The 23,550-nt window shown below is 74.3% G+C and carries 24 protein-coding genes; 11 read left to right on the forward strand and 13 right to left on the reverse strand.

Annotated elements, in window-relative coordinates:
* Window positions 1-156 precede the first annotated feature (156 nt).
* Both NP075_RS09885 and NP075_RS09890 read left to right on the forward strand, forming a co-directional pair.
* Complete coding sequence (locus NP075_RS09885; protein ID WP_227563023.1) at window positions 157-2,031, forward strand: glycoside hydrolase family 6 protein; 1,875 nt, start codon at window positions 157-159, stop codon at window positions 2,029-2,031.
* 124 nt (window positions 2,032-2,155) lie between these two features.
* Window positions 2,156-3,925, forward strand: coding sequence for a cellulase family glycosylhydrolase (locus NP075_RS09890; protein WP_227563024.1), 1,770 nt, complete (start codon window positions 2,156-2,158; stop codon window positions 3,923-3,925).
* Window positions 3,926-3,969: 44 nt separating this feature from the next.
* Here the strand turns inward: NP075_RS09890 and NP075_RS09895 are convergent, their stop codons facing one another.
* Window positions 3,970-5,013: a threonine aldolase family protein gene (locus NP075_RS09895; protein ID WP_227563025.1), complete on the reverse strand. Its 1,044-nt coding sequence runs from the start codon at window positions 5,011-5,013 to the stop codon at window positions 3,970-3,972.
* Between the two features lie 105 nt (window positions 5,014-5,118).
* On the opposite strand from NP075_RS09895, the gene NP075_RS09900 reads away from it, so the two are divergent.
* Complete coding sequence (locus NP075_RS09900; RefSeq protein ID WP_227563026.1) at window positions 5,119-5,658, forward strand: DUF6328 family protein; 540 nt, start codon at window positions 5,119-5,121, stop codon at window positions 5,656-5,658.
* A 72-nt stretch (window positions 5,659-5,730) separates the two neighbouring features.
* Here the strand turns inward: NP075_RS09900 and NP075_RS09905 are convergent, their stop codons facing one another.
* The 3 genes from NP075_RS09905 to ku all read right to left on the reverse strand — a co-directional run bounded on the left by NP075_RS09905 (window position 5,731) and on the right by ku (window position 8,159).
* Window positions 5,731-6,012, reverse strand: a complete 282-nt coding sequence (locus NP075_RS09905) for an HU family DNA-binding protein (RefSeq protein ID WP_227563027.1) — start codon at window positions 6,010-6,012, stop codon at window positions 5,731-5,733.
* 138 nt (window positions 6,013-6,150) lie between these two features.
* Window positions 6,151-7,188 (reverse strand): PHP domain-containing protein, encoded by a 1,038-nt coding sequence (locus tag NP075_RS09910; RefSeq protein WP_227563028.1) that lies wholly within the window; start codon window positions 7,186-7,188, stop codon window positions 6,151-6,153.
* Window positions 7,185-8,159 carry a non-homologous end joining protein Ku gene (gene ku, locus NP075_RS09915; protein WP_227563029.1) on the reverse strand — a complete coding sequence of 325 codons (975 nt, stop codon included), beginning with the start codon at window positions 8,157-8,159 and terminating at the stop codon, window positions 7,185-7,187. The genes NP075_RS09910 and ku overlap by 4 nt, the downstream gene beginning before the upstream one ends.
* Before the next feature lie 95 nt (window positions 8,160-8,254).
* Between ku and ligD (NP075_RS09920) the strand changes: the two genes are divergently transcribed.
* The 4 genes from ligD (NP075_RS09920) to NP075_RS09935 all read left to right on the forward strand — a co-directional run bounded on the left by ligD (NP075_RS09920) (window position 8,255) and on the right by NP075_RS09935 (window position 11,975).
* A complete protein-coding gene (gene ligD, locus NP075_RS09920) occupies window positions 8,255-9,181 on the forward strand; it encodes a non-homologous end-joining DNA ligase (RefSeq protein ID WP_255628747.1) in 927 nt (308 codons plus the stop codon).
* Between the two features lie 22 nt (window positions 9,182-9,203).
* The gene (gene ligD / locus NP075_RS09925) at window positions 9,204-10,085 is read left to right on the forward strand and encodes a non-homologous end-joining DNA ligase (protein ID WP_227563031.1); all 882 of its coding nucleotides are present in this window, start codon (window positions 9,204-9,206) and stop codon (window positions 10,083-10,085) included.
* A 121-nt stretch (window positions 10,086-10,206) separates the two neighbouring features.
* The gene (locus NP075_RS09930) at window positions 10,207-10,779 is read left to right on the forward strand and encodes a Dps family protein (protein ID WP_227563032.1); all 573 of its coding nucleotides are present in this window, start codon (window positions 10,207-10,209) and stop codon (window positions 10,777-10,779) included.
* The gene (locus tag NP075_RS09935) at window positions 10,776-11,975 is read left to right on the forward strand and encodes an App1 family protein phosphatidate phosphatase (RefSeq protein ID WP_227563033.1); all 1,200 of its coding nucleotides are present in this window, start codon (window positions 10,776-10,778) and stop codon (window positions 11,973-11,975) included. The genes NP075_RS09930 and NP075_RS09935 overlap by 4 nt, the downstream gene beginning before the upstream one ends.
* A 10-nt stretch (window positions 11,976-11,985) precedes the next feature.
* On the opposite strand, the gene NP075_RS09940 is transcribed toward NP075_RS09935, so the two are convergent.
* Window positions 11,986-12,198: a hypothetical protein gene (locus tag NP075_RS09940; RefSeq protein WP_227563034.1), complete on the reverse strand. Its 213-nt coding sequence runs from the start codon at window positions 12,196-12,198 to the stop codon at window positions 11,986-11,988.
* A 261-nt stretch (window positions 12,199-12,459) separates the two neighbouring features.
* Between NP075_RS09940 and mqo the strand changes: the two genes are divergently transcribed.
* Window positions 12,460-13,950 (forward strand): malate dehydrogenase (quinone), encoded by a 1,491-nt coding sequence (gene mqo, locus NP075_RS09945; protein WP_227563035.1) that lies wholly within the window; start codon window positions 12,460-12,462, stop codon window positions 13,948-13,950.
* Between the two features lie 4 nt (window positions 13,951-13,954).
* Window positions 13,955-14,272: a hypothetical protein gene (locus NP075_RS09950; protein WP_227563036.1), complete on the forward strand. Its 318-nt coding sequence runs from the start codon at window positions 13,955-13,957 to the stop codon at window positions 14,270-14,272.
* Window positions 14,273-14,274: 2 nt separating this feature from the next.
* Here NP075_RS09950 and NP075_RS09955 read toward each other — a convergent pair whose 3' ends face one another.
* Genes NP075_RS09955 through NP075_RS09965 form a run of 3 tightly spaced genes read right to left on the reverse strand, consistent with a single transcriptional unit; the run spans window position 14,275 to window position 15,688 of the window.
* A complete protein-coding gene (locus NP075_RS09955) occupies window positions 14,275-14,550 on the reverse strand; it encodes a DUF2277 domain-containing protein (protein WP_227563037.1) in 276 nt (91 codons plus the stop codon).
* 11 nt (window positions 14,551-14,561) lie between these two features.
* Window positions 14,562-15,185, reverse strand: coding sequence for a methylated-DNA--[protein]-cysteine S-methyltransferase (locus tag NP075_RS09960; RefSeq protein WP_227563038.1), 624 nt, complete (start codon window positions 15,183-15,185; stop codon window positions 14,562-14,564).
* Complete coding sequence (locus tag NP075_RS09965; RefSeq protein ID WP_227563039.1) at window positions 15,182-15,688, reverse strand: RNA polymerase sigma factor; 507 nt, start codon at window positions 15,686-15,688, stop codon at window positions 15,182-15,184. Before NP075_RS09965 ends, NP075_RS09960 begins: the two co-directional genes overlap by 4 nt.
* 142 nt (window positions 15,689-15,830) lie before the next feature.
* On the opposite strand from NP075_RS09965, the gene NP075_RS09970 reads away from it, so the two are divergent.
* A complete protein-coding gene (locus NP075_RS09970; protein WP_227563040.1) occupies window positions 15,831-16,718 on the forward strand; it encodes a universal stress protein in 888 nt (295 codons plus the stop codon).
* A gap of 9 nt (window positions 16,719-16,727) precedes the next feature.
* On the opposite strand, the gene NP075_RS09975 is transcribed toward NP075_RS09970, so the two are convergent.
* The 5 genes from NP075_RS09975 to NP075_RS09995 form a co-directional block, all read right to left on the reverse strand.
* Window positions 16,728-17,564 carry an aldo/keto reductase gene (locus tag NP075_RS09975; RefSeq protein WP_227563041.1) on the reverse strand — a complete coding sequence of 279 codons (837 nt, stop codon included), beginning with the start codon at window positions 17,562-17,564 and terminating at the stop codon, window positions 16,728-16,730.
* A 102-nt stretch (window positions 17,565-17,666) separates the two neighbouring features.
* Window positions 17,667-18,971 (reverse strand): MFS transporter, encoded by a 1,305-nt coding sequence (locus NP075_RS09980; RefSeq protein ID WP_227563042.1) that lies wholly within the window; start codon window positions 18,969-18,971, stop codon window positions 17,667-17,669.
* A 53-nt stretch (window positions 18,972-19,024) separates the two neighbouring features.
* Window positions 19,025-19,774: a succinate dehydrogenase/fumarate reductase iron-sulfur subunit gene (locus tag NP075_RS09985; protein ID WP_227563043.1), complete on the reverse strand. Its 750-nt coding sequence runs from the start codon at window positions 19,772-19,774 to the stop codon at window positions 19,025-19,027.
* On the reverse strand, window positions 19,771-21,762 hold the full coding sequence (locus NP075_RS09990; protein WP_227563225.1) for a fumarate reductase/succinate dehydrogenase flavoprotein subunit: 1,992 nt from the start codon (window positions 21,760-21,762) through the stop codon (window positions 19,771-19,773). Before NP075_RS09990 ends, NP075_RS09985 begins: the two co-directional genes overlap by 4 nt.
* Window positions 21,763-21,797: 35 nt before the next feature.
* Window positions 21,798-22,544 (reverse strand): succinate dehydrogenase cytochrome b subunit, encoded by a 747-nt coding sequence (locus NP075_RS09995; RefSeq protein ID WP_227563044.1) that lies wholly within the window; start codon window positions 22,542-22,544, stop codon window positions 21,798-21,800.
* A 326-nt stretch (window positions 22,545-22,870) separates the two neighbouring features.
* On the opposite strand from NP075_RS09995, the gene NP075_RS10000 reads away from it, so the two are divergent.
* Entirely contained in the window at window positions 22,871-23,509 is a 639-nt protein-coding gene (locus tag NP075_RS10000) for a DUF2231 domain-containing protein (RefSeq protein WP_227563045.1), read from the forward strand.
* Window positions 23,510-23,550 lie beyond the last annotated feature (41 nt).

Consider the following 23,550-nt stretch of genomic DNA (forward strand, 5'->3'; position numbering starts at 1 on the left):
TTCGGTAACGGCGGCTTGCCTAAACGATTTGCGACCGTTCGGCGGACGCCCGCGCGTGATGGATTCCGCAGCAGTCGTCGAGGACATGTCCGCGGCGACTCGTACCCGTCGCCGCCGAGGGCCGGGTACGACCCGACGGACCCCCGGAGGACCCCCGTGTCCACACACGGCAATCGAACGGCCGGACGGCGCTGGCGCGCCGTCGCGACCGCCGCGACGGCAACGGCGCTCGTCGCAGTGCCGCTGACGCTGACCAGCACGACCGCGACCGCGGCCGAGGCCCACGTCGACAACCCCTACGCCGGCGCCAAGCAGTACGTGAACCCCACCTGGGCAGCGACGGTTGAGAGCGCTGCCACACGTGCCGGCGACCCCGCCCTCGCCGCGCAGATGCGCACCGTCGCGCAGCAGCCGACGGCGGTGTGGATGGACCGCATCAGCGCGATCGCCGGCAACGCCGACGGCAACGGCCTGAAGTTCCACCTGGACGAGGCGCTCAAGCAGAAGACCGGCAGCACGCCGCTGGTCTTCAACCTCGTCATCTACAACCTGCCCGGGCGCGACTGCTACGCCCTCGCGTCCAACGGCGAGCTCCCCGCGACCGACGCCGGCCTCGCCCGCTACAAGACCGAGTACATCGACCCCATCGTCGACATGCTCTCCGACCCCAAGTACGGGGACATCCGGATCGCGGCGACGATCGAGCCCGACTCGCTGCCGAACCTCATCACCAACAGCTCGGAGGCCGCCTGCCAGCAGTCGGCGCCGTACTACCGCGAGGGCGTCAAGTACGCGCTCGACGAGCTGAAGACGATGTCGAACGTCTACACCTACATCGACGCCGCCCACTCCGGCTGGCTCGGCTGGGACAGCAACGCCGCCCCCGCCGCCAAGCTGTTCGCCGACGTCGCCAAGACCACCCGGCTCGGGTTCGCGTCCATCGACGGGTTCGTCACCAACACGGCCAACAGCACGCCGCTGGCCGAGCCGTTCCTCACCGACCCGAACAAGCAGGTCGGCAGCGGCCAGGTCCGCTCCGCGAAGTTCTACGAGTGGAACCCGGACTTCGGTGAGCTGGCCTGGACGGCGCACCTGCACAGCCTGCTCGTCGCCGAGGGCTTCCCGGCCTCGACCGGCATGCTGATCGACACGTCCCGCAACGGCTGGGGCGGCCCCAACCGTCCGACGGCGGTCTCCACGAGCACCAACCTGGACACCTACGTCGACGAGTCGCGCATCGACCGTCGCGTGCACCGCGGCGCCTGGTGCAACCCGCTCGGAGCCGGCATCGGCGAGCTCCCCCAGGCGACCCCGGCCGGCGCACCTGCCGCGTCGCACCTCGACGCCTACGTCTGGATCAAGCCGCCGGGCGAGTCCGACGGCGCGTCCAAGGAGATCCCGAACGATCAGGGCAAGAGCTTCGACCGCATGTGCGACCCGACCTACGTGTCGTCCAAGCTGTCCAACCAGCTGACCGGCGCCACGCCGGACGCTCCGCTGGCCGGCCAGTGGTTCGAGGCCCAGTTCGTGACGCTCGTCAAGAACGCGTACCCGGTCATCGGCTCGGGCCCGAACCCGTCCCCGACGCCGACGGTGAGCCCGACCCCGACCGTCAGCCCGACCCCGACCGTCAGCCCGTCCCCGACGGTCAGCCCCACGCCGACCGTCAGCCCGACCCCGACGGTCAGCCCCACCCCGACGGTGAACCCCGGCGCCTCCTGCTCCGTGAAGTACACGGCGAACAGCTGGAACTCCGGCTTCACCGCCTCGGTGAAGGTCACCAACACCGGCAGCTCGGCGCTCAGCAGCTGGTCGCTGAAGTTCGCGTTCGCGAACGGCCAGACGGTCCAGCAGGGCTGGAGCGCGACCTGGTCGCAGTCGGGCAGCACCGTGACGGCCGCGAACGCGGCCTGGAACGGCTCGCTGGCCGCGGGCGGCTCGGTGGACATCGGCTTCAACGGTGCGCACTCGGGCACCAACACCGCGCCGACGTCCTTCACGCTCAACGGCGCCACGTGCACCGTGGGCTGAACGAACCGGGCGCCCCGCGCCTGACGTGACGGAGGGGCCCTCCCGGACGACTCCGGGAGGGCCCCTTCGCTGCGGCGGGACCCACCGCACCCTGCCCCACCCCGACGTCCTCCTCAGGAGAACCGTGTCCAGCTCACGTGTGCGCCGTGCGCGCACCCTGCTCGGCAGCGCACTCGCCGCCGGCGCCCTGACCCTCCCCCTCGTGCTGTCCGCCGCACCGGCGCAGGCCGCACCGACCTCCGACTGGCTGCACGTCGAGGGCAACCAGATCGTCGACGCATCCGGCAAGGAGGTCTGGCTGACGGGCGTCAACTGGTTCGGCTTCAACGCCACCGAGCGCGTCTTCCACGGCCTGTGGTCGGCGAACATGCGGACCCTGACCCAGGACATCGCCGCACGTGGGCTCAACGTCGTCCGCGTGCCGATCTCCGCCCAGCTGCTGCTGGAGTGGAAGGCCGGGACGTTCACCAAGCCGAACGTCAACGAGTTCGCCAACCCGGAGCTCGCCGGGCTCAACAGCCTGCAGGTGTTCGAGAAGTGGCTCGACATGTGCGAGGAGTACGGCATCAAGGTCTTCCTCGACGTGCACAGCGCCGAGGCCGACAACTCCGGCCACGTCTACCCCACGTGGTGGAAGGGCGACATCACCACCGAGAAGGTCTACGAGGGCTGGGAGTGGGCCGCGACCCGCTGGAAGGCCGACGACACGATCATCGGTGCAGACATCAAGAACGAGCCGCACGGCACCCAGGGCGACACCGAGCGCGCCAAGTGGGACGGCTCGACCGACAAGGACAACTTCAAGCACTTCGCCGAGACGGCGTCGCGCAAGATCCTCGCGATCAACCCGGACTGGCTCGTCTTCGTCGAGGGCATCGAGATCTACCCCAAGCCCGGGGTGTCGTGGTCCTCGAAGGGGCTGACGGACTACTACGGCACCTGGTGGGGCGGCAACCTGCGCGGCGTGCGGGACTTCCCCGTCGACCTGGGCGCGCACCAGGACCAGCTCGTGTACTCCCCCCACGACTACGGACCGCTCGTCTACGAGCAGCCGTGGTTCACGGGCGACTTCGACCGCGCGAGCCTCGAGCGCGACGTGTGGGACCCGAACTGGCTGTACCTGCACAAGGAGAACATCGCCCCGCTGCTCATCGGTGAGTGGGGCGGGTTCATGGACGGCGGCAAGAACGAGAAGTGGATGCTCGCGCTGCGCGACCTCATCGTCGACCGGCGCCTGAGCCACACCTTCTGGGTCCTCAACCCGAACTCCGGGGACACGGGCGGCCTGCTCGGCTACGACTGGGCCACCTGGGACGAGGAGAAGTACGCGCTGCTGAAGCCGGCGCTGTGGCAGCAGGACGGCAAGTTCGTCGGCCTCGACCACGACGTCCCCCTCGGCGGTGCGGGCAGCTCGACGGGGATCTCCCTGTCGCAGGCCCGCGGCGCGGGCCCCGGCCCGACCCCGTCCGCGAGCCCCACACCGACGACGAGCCCGACGCCGGCGGCCTCCCCCACCGCGTCGCCGAGCGTCTCGCCCACGACGTCCCCGACACCCACGTCGAGCCCGACCGCCCCGGCCGGCGCCTGCACGGTGGCGTACTCCGCGAGCACGTGGAGCTCGGGACTGTCGGGGTCGGTGCGCGTGACGAACACCGGCCGCGCGCTCACCGGCTGGAAGCTGACGTTCACGCTCCCCGCGGGAGTCCAGGTGACGCAGGGCTGGGGCGGCACGTGGACGCAGTCCGGGACGACCGTCACGGTGACCAACGCCGCGTGGAACGGCGCGCTGGCCGCGGGCGGCACGGCGGAGATCGGGTTCAACGCGACGCACGGCGGGACACCGGGCACGCCGACGGGCTTCGCGCTCGGTGGCACGTCCTGCGCGACCGCCTGACCGACCGGCCGGCCGCCGCACCCCGTGGGTGCGGCGGCCGGGGGTCAGGCGCCGGCGGTGCGCAGCGCCTCGAGCAGGTCGTCGACGTCCTGCTCGGTGGTGTCGAACGCGCACATGAGGCGCACGGTGCCGTCGGAGACGTCCCAGTCGTAGAACCGCCAGCGCCGGCGCAGCTCGGCCGCCACCTGCGGGGGCAGCCGGACGAACACCCCGTTCGCCTCGGTCGGCAGGGTGATGTCCAGGCCGAGGGCGTCCAGCCCGGCACGCAGGCGTGCTGCCATCGCGTTCGCGCGCCGGGCCGACCGCAGCCACAGGTCGCCCTCGTACAGCGCGACGAGCTGCGCCGAGACGAACCGCATCTTCGAGGCGAGCTGCATGTCGGCCTTGCGCAGGTACTCCACCCCGTCGACGGCCGCGGGGTCGAGGACGACCACGGCCTCGCCGAGGAGCAGGCCGTTCTTCGTCCCGCCGAGCGACAGCACGTCGACCCCGCAGTCGGTCGTCAGCGCACGCAGCGGCAGGTCCAGGTGGGCGGCGGCGTTGGCCAGCCGCGACCCGTCCATGTGCACGCGCATCCCGAGCGCGTGCGCCTGGTCGCAGAGCTCGCGCACGGCGTCCGGCGTGTAGACGGTCCCCAGCTCGGTGGCCTGGGTGAGGGACACGACACCGGGCTGGGCCCGGTGGACGTCGCCGAAGCCCCGGGCCTGCCGCGCCACGAGCTCGGGCGTCAGCCGGCCGTCGGGGGCCGGGACGGTCAGCAGCTTCAGCCCGCCGACGCGCTCGGGGGCCCCGTTCTCGTCGGTGTTGACGTGCGCCACGTCGGTGCAGACCACCGCTCCCCAGCGCGGGAGCATCGCCTGCAGGGCGACCACGTTGGCACCCGTGCCGTTGATGACGGGGTACGCCGTCGCACCGTCGCCGAGCTGGTCGCGCACGACCTCCTGCAGGCGTTCGGTCCACGGGTCGTCCCCGTACGCGGGCACGTGCCCCACGTTGGCCGCGGCGACGGCGGCCAGCACCTCGGGGTGCACGCCGGCGTAGTTGTCGGAGGCGAAGTGGCGGACGGCGGTGGGCTGCGGGTCGGTCACGCCCCCAGTCTCGCCGACCGGGCGCACCCTGCGGGCGTCCCGTCGTGCACGCACCTGCGCCGGGGGGCATGATCCGTGCAGCCGACCGACAGGAGGACTCCCCCGATGGACCGCACCGGCGGTGACGCCCGGCCCGCACGACCGCCCGCCGACAGCTCCGACGACGGCAGGGACGAGACGTTCATCGAGCGGATGGACCGCAACTGGGAGGAGCTGCTGCAGGAGCTGCGGGTCACGCAGACCGGTGCGCAGATCCTCACGGGCTTCCTGCTGACGCTGCCGTTCCAGTCGCGCTTCGAGGACCTCGACGAGTACCAGCGCGACGTCTACCTGGTGCTGGTGCTGATGGCCGCGCTGGCGACGGTGCTCATCGTCGCGCCGGTCAGCCTGCACCGGCTGCTGTTCCGACGCCGCATGAAGCCCCAGCTGGTCGACGCCGGCCACTGGTTCGCCCGCGCCGGCCTGGCCGCGCTCGCACTGGTCCTGACGGGCTCGACGATGCTGCTGTTCGACGTCGTCCTGTCCCGCACGGCCGGGCGGGTGGCGAGCGGTGCGCTGCTGGCCGTGATCGTCCTGGCGTGGGTGGTGCTCCCCCATCTGATCGCGCGACGCGCGGACCCCGACGGTCCGGGCGCCGTGACCTGACGCGCAGGGCCCGGGGACGACGACGGCCCCCCGCCGCGCCACTCGGGCGCGACGGGGGGCCGTCGGACGTTCTCAGCCCTGGACGGCGCGCTTGAGGGCGCTGCCCGCCGTGATCTTCACGCGGTGGCCGGCGGGGATCTCCAGCTTCTCGCCCGTCTGGGGGTTGACGCCGGTCCGCGCGGCACGGTCGGCACGCGCCACGGCCAGGAAGCCGGGGATCGACACGCTGCCACCGGCGGCGAGCTCCTCGACGACGACCTCCTGCAGGGCCTTGAGGGCCTTGTCGGTGTCGGCGTTGGTGAGCCCGGCCTTGGCGGCGACGGCCTGGACGAGCTCGGTGCGGTTGACGCTCACGGCGTGTGCTCCTCAGTACTCGGTTCGCTCCCCGGCCGGGGACAGCCGGGGCGGTGCGGCACGGCGGACGTGCGCACGGCCACCGACACTAACCGCGCCACCCGCTGGGCCGCGCGTCGGCGCGCCCCGTGTCGCCTCTCACCCCTTCCCACGGCGTGCTACCTGCGACGCAGGGCGCGTGTTGAGCACCCGGTCGGCCCCGATGCCGTGGGCGGCCGCGCGCTCGCACCCGGTGCGCAGCCAGTCGAGCTGCCCGGGCGCGTGCGCGTCCGAGTCGATGGAGAAGTCGCACCCGGCGTCGACGGCGACCTGGAGCAGGTCGTGCGGGGGGTCCAGGCGGTCCGGGCGGCAGTTGATCTCGACGGCCACGCCGTGCTCGGCGCACGCGTCGAACACGGCGCGCGCGTCGAACTCGCTCGCGGGCCGCTGCTTGCCGAGCACCCGACGGCCCGTGCAGTGGCCGAGGACGTCGGTGTCGGGGTCCCGGACGGCCGCGACCATCCGTCGCGTCATCGCGGCCCGGTCCATCCGCAGCTGGGAGTGCACCGACGCCACGACGACGTCGAGCCGGTCGAGCAGGTCCGGGTCCTGGTCGAGGGTGCCGTCCTCCAGGATGTCCACCTCGATGCCGCACAGGACCCGGAACGGGGCGACCGCCGGCCCCAGCGCGGCCAGCTGGTCGAGCTGGGCCCGCAGGCGCGCGGCGGACAGCCCGTGGGCCACCGTCAGGCGGGGCGAGTGGTCGGTCACCGCCAGGTAGTCCCGGCCCAGCTCGAGCTCGGCGAGCACCATCTCCTGCACCGGCGCCGCGCCGTCGCTCGCGTCGGTGTGGCTGTGCAGGTCGCCGCGCAGCGCGGCGTGCAGCGCGGCCGCCGCCGGTGACAGCGTCGCGTCCTGCGCCGCCGCCTCGTCCTCCAGCTCGTCCAGGGTGGGCACCGGCCGGCCGGCGAGCGCGCGGCTCACCACCTCGGCGGTCCTGGCCCCGACGGCCGGCAGGTCGCTCAGCGCGCCCGCGGCGGCCAGCGTGCGCAGCCGTCGGCCGTCCTCGCGCTCGACGGTCCGCGCGGCCGCCCGGTAGGCCTCGCTGCGGTAGCTCGTGGCCTGGGCACGCTCGAGGAGGAAGGCGATGCGCCGCAGGGTCGCGACCGCGCGGTCCTGGTCCTCCTCCGCGCTCACGACGCCTTGGTGCGGGCCCGGCGGCGCGTGCTCGTGGCCTCCTCGGCGGCCTCGTCGTCACCGGCGGACGGCTTCTTCCTGGCCGGCGGCTTGTCGTCCGCGGCCTTCTTCGCCGCGGGCTTCTTCGCCTTCGTCGCCCGCTTCGCCGGCGCGGGCGCCTCCTCCTCGTCCTCCCCGCGTGCCGCCCGCGCCTTCTCGACGGACCGCTGCAGGGCCGCGAGCAGGTCGACGACCTCGCCGCCGCCGCTCTCGGGCTCCTCCTCGGCGGGCGGCGCCGCGGGCGCCCGGGTGTCACCGGCGGACACCTTCGCCTCGATGAGCTGCTCCAGGGCGGCGACGTACGCGTCCTCGTACTGGGACGGGTCGAAGTCGCCGGCGAGGGACTCGACGAGCGAGGACGCCATCGTCAGCTCCTGCGGCCGCACGGTCACGTCGTCGTCGAGGACGGGGAAGTCGGCCTCGCGCACCTCGTCGGGCCACAGCAGCGTCTGCAGGACGATGACCTTGTCCCGGACGCGCAGCACGGCCATCGACTCGCGCTGGCGGATGGCGACCTTCACCACGGCCACGCGGTCCGTCTCCTCCAGGGCGCCGCGCAGCAGCGCGTACGGCTTGGCCGCGGTCTTGTCGGGCTCCAGGTAGTACGTCTTCTGCAGCATGATCGGGTCGACCTGGTCGGCCGGGACGAACTCGAGGACCTCGATCTCGCGCTCGGTCGCCAGCGGCAGCTGCTCGAAGTCCTCGTCCGTCAGCACGACGAGCTCGCCGTCCTGCGTCTCGTACCCCTTGGCGATGTCCGACCACTCGACGGTCTCGCCGTCGACGCTGCACACCTTGCGGTAGCGGATGCGCCCGCCGTCCTCGCGGTGCACCTGGTGCAGCCGCACCTCGTGCTCCCCCGTCGCCGCGTAGAGCCGCACCGGCACGTTCACCAGGCCGAAAGCCACCGCGCCCTTCCAGATCGCCCGCACGGCACGTCCTCCCTCGTCGTGGCGGCGCGCGCCCCCCCCGGGCCCGCCCGCGCGGTCCGCTGCACCGTCCAGGGCAGGATGGACCCGTGGAGCCCATGCTCGCCACCCCTGCGCCCGCACCGGGTCGGCTGCCGCGCGGGACCGGATGGGTGTACGAGGTCAAGTGGGACGGCGTCCGGGTCCTGGCCGACGTGCACGGCGGGCGCGTGCGACTGACGAGCCGCAACGAGCGGGACGTCACACCCGCGTACCCCGAGCTCGACGGCCTGGCCGCCCTCGGGGACGTGCTCCTGGACGGCGAGGTGGTCCTGCTGGACGCCGGGAAGCCGTCGTTCGCGGCGCTCGCGGAGCGGATGCACGTCCGGGACCCGCGCCGCGCCGGCGCGCTGGCCGCGGCCCGTCCGGTGACCTACCTGGTGTTCGACGTGCTGCGCCTCGACGGCGAGGACCTGACGGGTCGCCCCTTCGCGGAGCGCCGCGCCGCCCTCGACACGCTCGTGCTGCCGGAGCACGTGCAGGTCTCGCCGCTGTACGACGACGGCGACGACCTGTGGCAGGTGACCGCGGCCCACGGGCTGGAGGGGGTCGTCGCCAAGCGCCGGGAGTCCCCCTACCGGGCGGGTCGGCGCTCGGCCGACTGGGTGAAGTCGGCCCACCGCCGCAGCCGCACCGCGGTCGTCGGGGGGTGGCGCCCGGAGTCGACCGGCACCGGACGCCTGGGGGCGCTGCTGCTGGGGGCGCCCGACGCGTCGGGCGGGCTGCGCTACCTGGGACGGGCGGGCTCGGGCCTCGGCGGCCCCGCCGCCCGCACGATGCGCGACCTCCTCGAGGAGCACGGGCGCTCGGCCAGCCCGTTCGTCGACGACGTGCCCGCCGTGGACGCGCGTGGCACGGTCTGGGTGGACCCCGTCGTCCTGGTCGACACGCTGTACCTGGTGCGGACGCCGAGCGGGCGGCTGCGTCAGCCCGTGGTCCGCGGTGTGCGCACCGACACGACGGCCGACCCGTGGGAGCAGCCGTGACGCACGACGAGGAGAGGACCGGATGAGCCCCGAGCGCCAGACCGTGGACGTCGGTGGACGCCCCGTGCGCCTGACCCACCTGGACAAGGTCCTGTACCCCGCGACGGGCACGACCAAGGCGGAGGTCATGGACTACCTCGTCCGCGTGGAGCCGGCCGTCCTGCGCCAGCTGCGCGACCGTCCCGTCACCCGGATCCGCTGGCCCGAGGGCGTGGGCGGCGAGAAGTTCTTCGAGAAGAACACGCCGCGCGGTGCTCCGGCCTGGCTGCGGCACCAGCAGCTGCCCGCGTCGCCGGGCTCCGACGACGAGGGCACGGTCCTGGACCTGCCGTTCATCGACGACCTCGCCGGCCTGATGTGGGCGGCGAACTCGGGGGCACTCGAGCTGCACACGCCGCAGTGGACGGTGGGGCCGCGCGGTGGCGTGCGCGGCGCGGACCGGCTCGTCGTGGACCTCGACCCCGGCCCCGGCGCGGGCCTGGACGAGTGCGCGCGCGTCGCGCACCTGGTGGCCGAGCGCCTGCGCGACGACGGCCTGACGCACACCGTGCCCGTGACGTCCGGCTCGAAGGGCCTGCAGCTGTACGCGCCGCTGCCGCGGCCACGGTCGGCCGCGACCGTCCGCGAGGACGCGCGCGTGCTCGCGCACGCGCTCGCGGCCGAGCACCCGCGCCTCGTCGTCGCCCAGCAGCGCAAGGACCTGCGGGGCGGCAAGGTCCTGGTCGACTGGTCGCAGAACCACGCCGCGAAGACGACGATCACGCCCTGGTCGCTGCGAGGGCGCGACCGTCCGACCGTCGCCGCACCGCGGCACTGGGACGAGATCGGGCCGGGTCTGCGGCAGCTGACGGCCGACGAGGCGGCGGACCGTCTGGCACGCGACGGCGACCCTTTCGACTCCTGACCCGTGGTGCACGCCGATCCCACCGGCCGGGCCCGCCTCGGATGGCGGCCCCCGGCGGCTGCTGGCAGCGTGGAGGACCACCCGGGCCGGACGGGCCCGGCACGCACGCGAAGGAGTGGTCATGGCACGCGATCTGCCGAAGTACACCGTCCCGTCGCTCACCCCGGAGGACGGCGCGAAGGTGGCGGCGATCCTGCAGGAGCGGCTCAACGCGCTGAACGACCTGGCGCTCACCCTCAAGCACATCCACTGGAACGTCGTCGGCCCGCACTTCATCGCCGTGCACGAGATGCTCGACCCCCAGGTCGACGCGGTGCGGCTGATGGTCGACGCCACCGCCGAGCGCATCGCGACGCTCGGTGCGGCACCGGTCGGCACGCCGGGTGCGCTCGTCGCGGCCCGCACCTGGGACGACTACGCGATCGGGCGCGCCACGACCACGGAGCACCTCGGGGCGCTGGACGAGGTCTACGTCGGCGTCATCACCGACCACCGCAAGGCGGCCGCGGAGACGGAGGAGCTCGACACCGTCACGAACGACCTGCTGGTCGGACACCTGGCGGAGCTCGAGCTCTTCCACTGGTTCGTCCGCGCGCACCTCGAGTCGTCCGGCGGCGCGCTGTCGACCGCCGGTGCCGCCACGGAGAAGGCCGCGGCGAAGGCCGCCGCCTCCGCCGAGCGCAAGGCCCCGTGACCGCGCCCCAGGGCCCGGCGGCGTCCGACGCGCACCCCCTGCCCTCCGGCGCGTCCGCGTCGGACGAGGACGGGCTGCGCGCGGGACGGGTGTCGCCGCGCATCGAGAACCCCGACGGCAGCCCGGTGCAGCAGCTGCACGTCGCCGCACGCCTCGAGGACCGGTTCGACGCCGCGGTGGCGCGCGTCCTTCGTCGCCGCGGCTGGACCGTGCGGGTCATCGGCTACGCCGGGTACGGGTCGGGTGGTCGCGTGCGTGTCCTGGCGCGCACGCTGCTGGCCTCCCCGAACGTCCGTCAGCGTGACCTGCCCGACGCGGGCGCCGGAGCCCAGACGGGTGAGCGCCTCGCGCCGCCGGTGCGCGGGTGGCGGTCGTTCTTCACCGCACCCGTCGCGGGTGCCACCGTCGAGGTGACGATCGCCGGTACCACGCACCGCCTGACGGCGGATCGTGGCGGCTACGTCGACGCGATGGTCGAGGCAGACCTCCCCCCGGGATGGCACGACGTCGAGCTGACGTCGCTGGACGACGCCCGCACCACGGCGCGGATCGTCGTGGTCGGGCCCGAGCCGACGGTCGGCATCGTCAGCGACATCGACGACACGGTCATGGTCACGCGCCTGCCGCGTCCCCTGGTGGCGGCGTGGAACGTCTTCGTCCGGCACGAGAGCGCCCGCGAGGCGGTGCCGGGCATGTCCCGCCTGTACCGCGAGCTGCAGGCCTCGCGGCCCGACTCCCCCGTCGTGTACCTGTCGACGGGCGCGTGGAACGCGGCACCGGCGATCGGGCGGTTCCTGCGGCAGCACGACTACCCCGCCGGGCCGCTGCTGCTGACGGACTGGGGACCGACCAACACCGGGCTGTTCCGCAGCGGGCAGCGGCACAAGGTGGCGCAGCTGCGTCGGCTGTTCGCCGAGATGCCCCAGGTGCGGTGGATCCTCGTCGGCGACGACGGCCAGCACGACCCGCAGATCTACGCCGGCGCGGTCGCGCGGCACCGCGACCGCGTGGAGGCCGTGCTCATCCGCCAGCTGACCGCGGGCGAGCACGTGCTCTCGCACGGTCTGCCCACGGCCACGCCGGAGCAGGAGGAGCAGCAGGACCGGGCGGACGACGTCCCGGGCGTCGAGGTGCTGCTGGGAGCGGACGGCGAGGAGCTCCTGCGCCAGGCGCGCGCGGCCGGCCTCACGGCCTGAGGCCTCGGTGTCAGAGACGCTCGGGGTCGTCCCACTCGTCGCTCGACGCGATGGCCTCGTCGTCGGGCTCGAGCTCGGACGCCCGCAGCGAGCGGGGCGCCCGCGCGGCGTCACCGCCCGCGCGGGCGTCCGCCGTCCCGAGCTCCGCGTCGGTCAGCGGCTGGTCGGCGAGGCGGTGCGCCGCGGGGTCGGACGTCAGGTCGCGCGAACGGTGGGGGCTCATGCACCGGTTCTACCCCGGGACGGGCTCCGTCCGCACCCGCTCGACGCCCCTCACCCGCGTGTCGCCCGCGCGGCGAGGGCGTGTCGCCCGCCGCCGTGGACACACGCGACCGGCCCCGCGCAGGACGGCCCGGACGGGAGCCACTGCCGACGCACCGTGCATCGGACCAGGTCACGGGCGCGCATGTGACGAAAGTCCCAGGAGACAAACATCACATGACTTGGGCTGGGACCGCCCCGGAGCCCGACCTAGCATCGCCGCGTGGCACCCCGAACGCACGACACCGCGGCCGACGTCGACGTCCTCCTGGTGGGCGGGGGCATCATGAGCGCGACGCTCGCGTCGCTGCTCGGGTCCCTCGAGCCGGACTGGCGCATCGAGATCCACGAGCGCCTGGACGCCGTCGCCCTCGAGAGCTCGAACCCGTGGAACAACGCGGGCACCGGGCACGCGGCGCTGTGCGAGCTCAACTACACCCCGCAGCGGCCCGACGGCACCGTCGACGTCAGCAAGGCCGTGAGGATCAACGAGCAGTACGAGCTCTCGCGCGAGCTGTGGCACCACCTGGCAGCCGCCGGCCGTCTGCCCGGTGCGGCGGACGCCGTCTCCACGACACCGCACATGACGTTCGTGCGGGGTGCGGCCGACGTCGAGTTCCTGCGCCGCCGCTGGGAGGCCCTGCGCGCGCACCCGCTCTTCGCCGAGATGGAGTTCACGACCGACCCCGCGGTCATCGAGCGGTGGGCGCCCCTGCTCATGGCGCAGCGCACGGACGACGAGCCGGTCGCCGCCACGCGCGCCACCTGGGGCACCGACGTGGACTTCGGCTCGCTCACCCGCGCGATGCTGACGGACGCCACCACCCGCGGCGCGCGCCTGCACACGAGCAGCGAGGTCACGCGCCTCAAGCGGCTGCGCGACGGCCGGTGGCGCGTCACCGTGGCCGACAGGCGCTGGAACGGCGGCCCCCCGCGCACCGTGACGGCGCGCTTCGTGTTCGTCGGCGCCGGCGGCGGTGCGCTGCACCTGCTGCAGCGCGCGCGCATCAAGGAGATCCGCGGGTACGCCGGCTTCCCCATCAGCGGCCAGTTCCTGCGGACCACGCGTCCTGAGATCGTCGAGCAGCACCGCGCGAAGGTGTACGGCAAGGCCGCGATCGGTGCGCCGCCGATGTCCGTGCCGCACCTCGACGCGCGCGTCGTCGACGGTGGCCGCGCGCTGATGTTCGGTCCGTACGCCGGCTGGTCGATGAAGTTCCTCAAGCGCGGGTCGTGGACCGACCTGCTGCGGTCGGTGCGGCCCGGCAACCTGGTCCCGATGCTGGCCGTGGGCCTGCGGAACGTCGACCTGCTGACCTACCTGGTGCGCGAGGTGACGGCGTCGGACACGGCACGCCTGCGCTCGCTGCGCGCGTACATGCCCTCGGCCCACCCCCGCGACTGGGAGCTCGTCACCGCCGGTCAGCGCGTCCAGGTCATCAAGCGTGGCAAGGGTGGCGGCGTCCTGGAGTTCGGCACCGAGCTCGTCGCCTCCGCCGACGGGTCGATCGCGGGCCTGCTGGGGGCGTCCCCGGGTGCGTCCACCGCGGTCGCCACCATGCTCGACCTGCTCGACCGCTGCTTCCCGGAGCACGCGGAGACCTGGCGCCCGCGCCTGCACCAGATGATGCCGAGCCTCGGGGGCGCCGAGTGGGACGCCGCGATGGAGCTCCACCAGCTCGTGGACGACGGGACGCTCACGGGCGGACACTGACCTCGTGCACGACGACGACACGACGCCCGACCCGACCACCGCGGAGGACCTGCCCCTGCCCGTCAGCGCGCCCATGCGGCACGCCAAGGTGCGGGCGTTCACGGACCACACCACCGTCGGCCAGGTCGTCGTCGACCCGGACGGAGCCGTCACCATCGGCTGCGCCTGCGGCATGACGCTGACCAACGGCCCCGGCTGGTCCCTCGACGAGCACATCCGGCTGCACCGCGCCGAGGCGCGCTACCTCGCGCTCTCCGCCGTCGCGCCCGAGGGCATCCCGCGCCTGGTGGCTCGCCCTGCGGAGGCGGGCGCGCAGGCCTGAGGTCAGCCTGCGCTGCGGGCCGCGATCCGTTCCTGCACCTCGGGACGGCGCAGGGGCGGGACCGTCGCCGGGGGGCGACGGCGCTCCGGCAGGTCGTCCAGCAGGTGCGCCGTGATGTGGGCGATCTGCGCCACCGCACGCTCGAACGGCTCACGCGTCGCCTCGGACAGCTGCTGGACCCCGGTGACCTTGCGCACGTACTGGCGCGCGGCGGCCTCGATCTCGTCGTCGGTGGCGTGCGGCTCCAAGCCGCGCAGCGTCGTGATGTTCCTGCACATGCCACGAGAAACTACGCCTGGCGCGCGCCCGTGGCGAGGGGTCGGGTGGTGCGCTCGAGGTCGAGCAGCAGGCACTTGGCGTGCTCGCCGCCCGCGTAGCGGCCCGGGGTCCCGTCCGAGCGCACGACGCGGTGGCAGGGGACGAGGACCGGCACGGGGTTGAGGGCGCACGCCGTGCCGACGGCCCGCACCGCCGTGGGCCGGCCCGTCGCCGCCGCGACCTGCGCGTACGACGCCGTCGCGCCGTAGCCGACCTGCGGCAGCGCCGCGACGACCGCACGACGGAAGCCCTTGGTCAGGCGCAGGTCGACGGGCACGTCGAACGCGCGACGCGCGCCCGTGAAGTACTCGTCGAGCTCGCGCAGCACCGGGTCCAGCCGGGAGCCGCCCTCCAGGACGCGCGGGCTCACGCGCGCCGCGAGGTCCGCCAGCGCGTCGGCGTGGCCCTGGACCTCGAACGCGACGCGCAGCACGCCGGACTCCCCCGCGGCCACCAGCAGGCGCCCGACGGGCGAGTCGACGACGCGGTAGGTGACGTCCAGCAGCCCGTCGGCCTGGGCGCGTGCGACCAGGCGGTCGTGCAGGGTGCCCAGGTGCTCGGCCGCTGCTCCGTCTGTCCGGTGCGTGGTCGTCATGACGTCCCCTCCTCGTGGTGCGTCCGGCCGTACGTCAGCCGCAGCGCCGCGACGCCGTCCGCGCCCGCGCGCCTGGCCGCTGCGTGCGTGCCGCCGAGCAGCGCGGCGACCTCGGGGTAGGGCAGGCCGCCCAGGTGGTGCAGGACGACGGCCCGGCGCTGCTTGTCGGGCAGGGCGCCCACGGCCCGCCAGAGGTCGAGGTCACGCTCCCCCGGACCCGGCGCCGCGCCCACGAGGGGAGCCCCGTGGACCGTGCCGGGGTCGTCGACGGGCAGGGCGTGCCGACCGCGCCGGCGCAGCTCGTCGACCACCTTGCGGCGTGCGACGGTCACGAGCCACGCCTCGACGTTCACGTCCGCGGGCAGCGTGGGCCAGGCCCGCAGCGCCGAGAGGAACGTCTCGGACCAGGCGTCGTCGGCGTCGGGTGCACCGAGCACGGCGCGGCACACCCGCAGCACCGTGCCGCCGTGCTCGCGCACGACGTCCTCGAACGGTCCGGTCATCCCCACAGTGTGCAGACGTCGCGCAGCCGCGTGGTGTGAGGTGCCGGTGCGCGCGCGCCCGCGCCAGCACTTGACCGGCCGGTCGGGACGGCGCAGCGTGGGAAGTGGTGCTCGACGCGGAGCGCCACCACGAGGGGGCGACATGCGGACCGACGGACCTGTGGTGATCGCGCTGGCGCACTCGCCGCACACCGAGGACACCCTCGCGTGGGGCATCACCGAGGCCGTGCGCATGGACCGGCCCGTGCGCCTCGTGGGCGTGGTGGACCTCCCCCGCGAGGCCGCCATGTGGGCCTGGGCCGTCGCCGTGCCCGACGCGACGGGTGCGGTCGCCGCCAAGGGGTACCTCGACGGGGTCGCGGACCGCGAGCAGGGCCGCCGGCCCGATCTGCGGGTCTCGACGGCCATCCTGCAGGGCGTGCCGGCCGCGGAGCTGCGGGCGGAGTCGCAGGACGCCTCGCTGCTCGTCGTCGGCGCCGGCGGCCGGGGACGCGGCCGCGTCTCGCGGGTCGCCGCGCACGTGGCCGCGCACGCGCAGTGCCCCGTCGCGGTCGTCCGGCCTCCGGTCGCACCCGACGGCACGGACGGTGCGCCGCGCGTGGTCGTCGGCGTCGACGGCTCGGCGACGTCCCTCGGCGCGGCGCACCTGGCCGCGGCCGCGGCGCGTGCCCGGGGCGCACAGCTGACCGTGGTGCACGTCCGTCCCACCGTGGCCGAGCCGTACGGCCCGGGGCTCGCCGCCCCCGAGCCGCCGGACGCGGGTCCCGCCCGTCAGGCGGCCGACGAGCTCGCCGCGCTGCTGCGGGAGCGGCACCCGGGCGTCGACGTGGAGGTCGTCGTCGTGGACGACGACCCCGCCCACGCGCTCGTGACCGCGTCGGGCGACGCCCAGCTCGTGGTCGTCGGGTCCCGCGGGCTCGGGGCGTTCCCCGGCATGCTCCTGGGCTCGGTGAGCAACGAGGTCGTCCGCACGGCGCTGTGCACCGTGCTGGTGACGCACGAGGTCATGGTCACCGAGCACGGTGCGTGAGCGTCCGCGTCACCGCATCTGCGAGAAGGCGGCCGTCGCCGGGTCGGCCCCGATCCGGGTGTGCGTCTCCAGGGCGTCGATCGCGGCGACGTCGTCGTCGGTCAGCTCGAACGAGAAGAGGTCGAGGTTCGAGCGGATGCGCTCGGGTGTGACGGACTTGGGGATGACGACGCGCCCGGCCTGCACGTGCCAGCGCAGGACGACCTGACCGGTCGTCACGCCGAGCCGCTCGGCCACCGACGTCACGGCGTCGGACTCCAGGTCCTTGCCCTGCCCCAGCGGCGAGTACGCCTCGACCGCGATGCCGTGCTGCGCCGACGCGTCCTGCGTGGGGCGCTGCTGGAAGGTCGGGTGCACCTCGACCTGGTTCACGGCGGGGACCACGTCCGTCTCGCGCACGAGGCGCTCGAGGTGGTCGGGCAGGAAGTTCGAGACGCCGATCGCCCGGACCGCGCCGTCGGCGAGCAGCTTCTCGAACGCCCGCCACGTCTCGACGTAGAGGTCCTTGCTGGGCACGGGCCAGTGGATGAGGTAGAGGTCGACGACGTCGAGACCGAGCGCCGCGCGGCTGTCCTCGAACGCCCGCAGCGCCTGCTCGTACCCCTGGTCGCCGTTGCGCAGCTTGGTGGTGACGAACACCTCGTCGCGGGGCAGGCCGCACGCGCGGACGGCGGCACCGACGCCCGCCTCGTTGTAGTAGCCGGCCGCGGTGTCGATGTGGCGGTACCCCGCCGCCAGCGCGTCCTCGACGGTCTGCTGGGTCTGCTCGGGCTTCACCTGGAAGGTCCCGAAGCCGACCTGCGGGATCTCGACGCCGTTGTTCAGGGTGATCGTGGGAGAGGTCATGCGCCATTTTCGCCGTGCCGGCAGCGGCCGCGCGCGCGGTGCCGCGCGCGGTGCGCGCTGCACCGCGCACGGCGTCCTCACGCCCGCGGTCGTGCGTCGTCTTCAGCCCGTCGGGGCCTCGCGGCCACCGCGCCGGGAGACCACGACGACGGCCGCCGCGCCGAGCAGACCCACGACCGCCGACGTCGCCGCGATGCCGGAGTACCCCGCCAGCTGCAGCCCCACACCGGCGAGCAGCCCGCCGCCGGCCCCGGCGAGCGACATCATCGCGTCCGACAGCCCTTGCACCGCCACCCGGTCCGGCGGCGGCACGTCACCGCTGACGATGCTCGAGCCCGCGACCGTCGCGGCCGACCAGCCGAGCCCGACCAGGCCGAGCCCGACCGTCACGACGACGTGGTCGCCGCCCGCCGCGCCGCAGACGGCGGCACCGAGCACGAGGACGACGAGCCCCGTGACGAGCGTCGGGCGCGGGCCGACGGCGTCGGCCAGCAGGCCCATGAGCGGGGCGAAGGCGAACATCGCCCCCAGGTGGAGGCTGATCGTCACGCCGACCGCGGAGAGGGACCCTCCGTGGTCCTCCAGGTGCACGGAGGTCACCGACATCACGGCGACCATCACACCGTGCGCGGTCAGCACGCCGACCACGGCCGCGGCTGCACGAGGGTGCCGCCGCAGCGTCGCCACCGCGCGGCGCAGCGGCACGTGCTGCCGCGTCCCCGGGGCACCGCTCAGGCGGCCCGCGACGTCCAGCGGGTCCGGCCGCAGCCCCACCTGGACCACCACGAGCGCGCCGAGCAGACCGGCGGCCACGAACACGAAGACGCCGGTCAGTGCCGGCAGGCCGGTGAGCCGCGCCACCGGCTCGTCGAGCTTCACGAGGTTGGGCCCGACGACGGCGCCGACGGTGCTCGCCCAGACGACCACCGACAGGTCGCGCGAGCGCGTGGCCGGCGTCGACAGGTCCGTGGCGGCGAAGCGGGACTGCAGCGCGACCGATGCCCCGACGCCCAGCAGGGCGCCGGCGACGAGCAGGAGGGGGAAGAACGCGAGCACGGCGGCGAGCACGATGCCGGCGGCGCCCGCCGTGGCGAGCGCCAGACCCGTGGACAGCGCGCGCCGGCGGCCGTGCGCGACGGCGAGGCGTGCGAGCGCCAGGGACCCCAGGGCGGCGCCGAGCGTCGAGGCGGTCGTCACGGACCCGGCCCAGGCCCGGGCGCCGGACAGCTCCACGGCCAGCAGCGACCCGACCGACACGACCGACCCCGCGGCCAGTCCCCCGAGCACCTGCGCCGCCGCGAGGACCGCGAGGGTCCGTCGGCGCAGTCCGTCGACGTCGACGGACGCGCCCGTCGGTCCGGGCCGTCCGGCGGCCAGGGGTGTCGTGCCGTCGTCACGCGTGGTCACGCCGCGACGCTAACGCACCGACCGCGGGAGCCCGGGGCGTCGCCGGGTGGGCGTCAGCTCGCGCGGCCCCGCAGGAACGCCCGCATGCGCTCCTTGCCGACCGCGGCGATCGCGGTCAACGGGATGCCCGCAGGGCACACCACCGCGCACTCGCCGTACGTGGAGCACGGCCCGAAGTCGTGCTCCATCTGGTCGACCATCGCCACCGCCCGCCGCCCGCGCTCCTGGCGCGTCTGCGGGAGCGCCGCCAGGTGCGTGAGCTTGGCGCCCGTGAACAGGGACGCGGAGCCGTTGGGGCACGCGGCGACGCAGGCGCCGCACCCGATGCACGCCGCGAAGTCCAGCGCCATCTCCGCGGTCTCGTGGTCGACGCGCGTGGTGTCCGCGTCCGGTGCCGTCCCGGCGTCGACCGCCACGTGCCCGCCGGCCTGGATGACGCGGTCGAGCGCCGAGCGGTCCACCACCAGGTCCTTGAGGACCGGGAACGCCGCCGAGCGCAGCGGCTCCAGCACGATGCGGTCCCCGTCCGCGAACGACCGGACGTGCTGCTCGCACGACGGGGTGTTCGCCTGCGGCCCGTGGGGCCGGCCGTCGACGTTCACGCCGCAGCACCCGCAGATGCCCTCGCGGCAGTCGGACTCGAACGCGACCGGCTCGCGGCCCTCGGCGACGAGCTGGTCGTTGAGCCGGTCGAGCAGCTCCAGCAGCGTCATCTCCGCCGTCGCGTCCGTGACGACGTACGTCTCGAACGCGCCGGGCGACGACGCGTCGGGCTGCCGCCACACGTCCAGGGTGAGCCTCATGCGTAGTTCCTCGTCTGCAGCGGTACCGCCTGGAAGGTGAGTGGTTCGTCGTGCCGCACGAACCGTGCGTCGTCGGCACCGGGCGGCGGTGACTCCCACGCGGAGACGCGGCACCACGCCGCGTCGTCGCGCAGGGCCTCGCCGTCGGGCGTCTGGTGGTCGGCGCGGAAGTGCGCGCCGCAGCTCTCGTCACGGTCGAGCCCGTCGACGCACAGCAGCTCGGCCATCTCCAGGTAGTCGGCGACACGCCCGGCGCGCTCCAGCTCCTGGTTGAGCGCGGCCCCCTCGCCCAGCACCCGGACGTCGCGCCAGAACTCCTCGCGCAGCGCACGGATCTCGCTGATCCCCTGCGCGAGACCCTCCGGCGTGCGGGTCACGCCCGCGCAGCGGTAGAGGATCTCCCCGAGCCGCCGGTGGAACCGGTCCGGCCCCTGGGTGCCGTCGTTCTTCAGCAGCCGCTGCGTGCGGGCGCGCACCGCCTCCAGGGCGTCGACCACCGCCTCGTCGTCGTGCGCGAGCACCCGGGTGCCGAGCAGCGGTGCGAGGAAGCTCGGCACGGCGTACGGCAGCGTGAACCAGCCGTCGACGCACGCGGAGAGCAACGAGTTGGCTCCCAGGCGGTTGGCGCCGTGGTAGCCCCACCCGACCTCTCCCCCGACGAACAGCCCGGGCACCGAGGTCATGAGGTCGTAGTCCGACCACAGGCCGCCCATCGCGAAGTGCGCACCGGGCGCGATCCGCATCGGGGTCGTCAGCGGGTCGTCGCCCGTGGCCTGCTCGTACATGTGGAAGAGGTTCGAGTAGCGCGACACGACCGTCTCGCGGCCGAGCCGGGCGACGGCGTCCGCGAAGTCGAGGTACACCGCGTTCTTCAGCGGCCCGACGCCGAAGCCGGCGTCGATGCGCTCACGGGCCGCGCGCGAGGCGACGTCGCGGGGCGTGAGGTTGCCGAACGTCGGGTAGCGACGCTCCAGGTAGTAGTCGCGCTCGTCCTCAGGGATGTCGGCCGGTGCGCGGTCGTCGTCCGCCCGCAGCGGCACCCAGATGCGGCCGTCGTTGCGCAGCGACTCGGACATGAGGATCGTCTTGGACTGCCACTCGCTCATGAGGGGCAGCGCCGTGGGGTGGAACTGGATGAACGACGGGTTCGCGAAGTGCGCGCCGCGTCGGTGCGCCCGCCATGCCGCCGTCGCGTTCGAGTTCTTCGCGAGCGTCGACTTGCAGTAGATGTTGCCGTAGCCGCCGGTCGCCAGGACGACCGCGTGCGCGGTGACGGCACGCACCTCCCCCGTGACGAGGTCCCGGACGACGATGCCCTGGGCGCGCCCGTCGGCGACGATCAGGTCGAGCATCTCCTGGCGGGTGTGGAGCGTGACCGTCCCCCGGGCCACCTGACGCAGGAGCGCGTTGGCACCCGCGACCTGCAGCTGCTGACCGGTCTGACCGCGCGTGTAGTACGTCCGCGACACCTGCACACCGCCGAAGGAGCGGGTCGCCAGCTCGCCGCCGTACTCGCGAGCGAACGGTGCACCGATGGCGTTCATGTGGTCGATGACCCGCACGGACTCCTGGCCGAGGCGGTACGCGTCCGCCTCCCGGCCCCGGAAGTCGCCGCCCTTGACGGTGTCCTTGACGAAACGGTGGACGGAGTCGTTGTCGACCTTGCGGGCCCGCGCGGCGTTGATGCCGCCCTGGGCGGCGACCGAGTGCGCGCGCCGCGGGGCGTCGTGGATCGTGAAGCACTCCACCTGGTAGCCGAGCTCCCCCAGCGCCGCGGCGGCACCCGAACCTGCCAGGCCGGTCCCGACGACGATCACCGTGAACTTGCGGCGGTTCGCCGGCGCGACCAGGTCGTAGTGCAGGCGCCGGTCGTCCCAGGCCCGCTCGGCCGGCACGTCGGGGACGTGGCCGTCGAGCGGGGCGCCGACCGTGCGGACGTCGTCGGGCTGCAGCGCAAGGGCGGCGGTGGCCGGTGCGGTCGGGGTCATGGTGCCGTCCTCGTGGATCGTCGGGTCGTGCGGGCTCATGCCACCAGTCCCGTCAGCACGGCGACCGGGATGAGCATGTTGCCCACGAGCACCAGCAGGCCCGCGATCCCGGCGACCGCCGCCCCCGTGGCCCGCAGCCGCCGACCGGTGGCGCCGAGGTCGTTGACCACGCTCCACAGCCCGTGGGCGAGATGCAGGAACAGCGTGCCGATCGCGAGCAGGTAGAACGCGGCGACGACGGGCCGCTGGAAGGAGTGCACGAGGTTGGCGTACGCCTCGCCGCGCGCGAACTCGGCGGTGGCCGCGGGCTGCGTGCCGGTCGTCAGGTCGAGGACGTGGAAGACCACGAAGAACAGCAGGGCCGTGCCGGTGACGAGCATGCTGCGGGCCTGGAAGCTGCGGAAGCTGCGCAGCCCCTGCCGGCGGTGGGGCCCGCGTGCGACGCGGGCCCGGTGCCGCAGCACCACCGCGGCCCAGACGTGCGCCACCAGGCACACGAGCAGCGTCACACGGAAGATCCAGATGAACCAGCCGTGCGGCACGAGCGGTGCGAGCAGGTCCTCGTGCAGCCAGTGCGCGTAGCCGTCGAAGTCCGCGGGGCCGAGGAACACCTTGAGGTTGCCGACCAGGTGCACCACGACGAAGAGCGCGAAGACCGTCCCCGTCACGGCCATCACCGCCTTGAGCACCCAGGTCGCCGGCCGTGGCGGCGGGCTCGTGGCGGGCCGCGCGACGGCGGGGACGCGATCGGGCTCGGGACGCGTGCTGATCGGGACTGCCACCGCTGACCTCCGTGTGACGGACGCCACGGGGGTGCGGGCGTCCAGCGTCCCGACACTCCCATTCCCCGCCGCGGCCCAGGTGGGACAGGAGTCCCCCGCCGGTCGGGCCGCCCCCGTCGTCGGGGCGGGTTTGTCGTCGTTGTCTGTCGGGGCACTCGGCGCCAGGTTCCGTTATCTCCCGATGGGGCCACCTGGGGCGGATCGCCCGTTCCGACCGGTCCGGACCCTGACCGCACCGGGGCGCCGCTGCCCGGGCGGCCAGCGGCGTCCCGTGCGATGCTCGACGACCACCGGAGCAGACCCGTCACCCACCCGGAGGCCCCCCGATGAGCCACGCCGACGACCGCACCTCCCCCGCGCTGCGAGCCGCGCGCTCCCTCGAGAGCTCGGACGCGTTCGACGCCGTCATCGAGCGCTGGCAGCCCCGCGTCGCGGCCGCGCTGGAGCGTCGACCCGAGCTCGCCGCACGGCTGCACGGCCGTGACCTCGGGCACGCGCTCCACCCGCTGATGACCGACCTGCCGCTGGGTCTGTGGATGTCCGCCACCACGCTGGACCTCGTGGGCGGCGACTCGGCCCGGCCCCATGCCGAGCGGCTGCTCGGGCTCGGCGTCCTGGCCGCCCTGCCGACCTCCCTCACCGGGCTGGCCGACTGGGCCGTGTCCGGCCGCCGCACGCAGCGCGTCGGGACCGCGCACGCCGCCCTCAACTCCGTGGCGCTCGGCCTGTACGCGGGGTCCTGGGCCCTGCGGCGCCGCGGAGCGCACTCGGCCGGCGTGGTGGCGTCCCTGCTCGCGACAGGCGTGGTGTCGGCCAGCGGCTACCTGGGCGGGCACATGTCGTTCCGCCTCGGCGCACCGCCGCGCCACCACAGCGGGCCGGCGACCACGCGCACCGTGCCGGACGCGGACGAGGCGGACGTGGCGACCGCCCCGGGACCGCCCAGCACGGCCCCGGACGCGTAGCCGGGCGCCCGCGAGCGCCCGTACCGGCGCCGGGCCTCCGG

It is taken from the genome of Cellulomonas wangsupingiae (genome assembly GCF_024508275.1).
Taxonomy (GTDB): Bacteria; Actinomycetota; Actinomycetes; order Actinomycetales; family Cellulomonadaceae; genus Cellulomonas; species Cellulomonas wangsupingiae.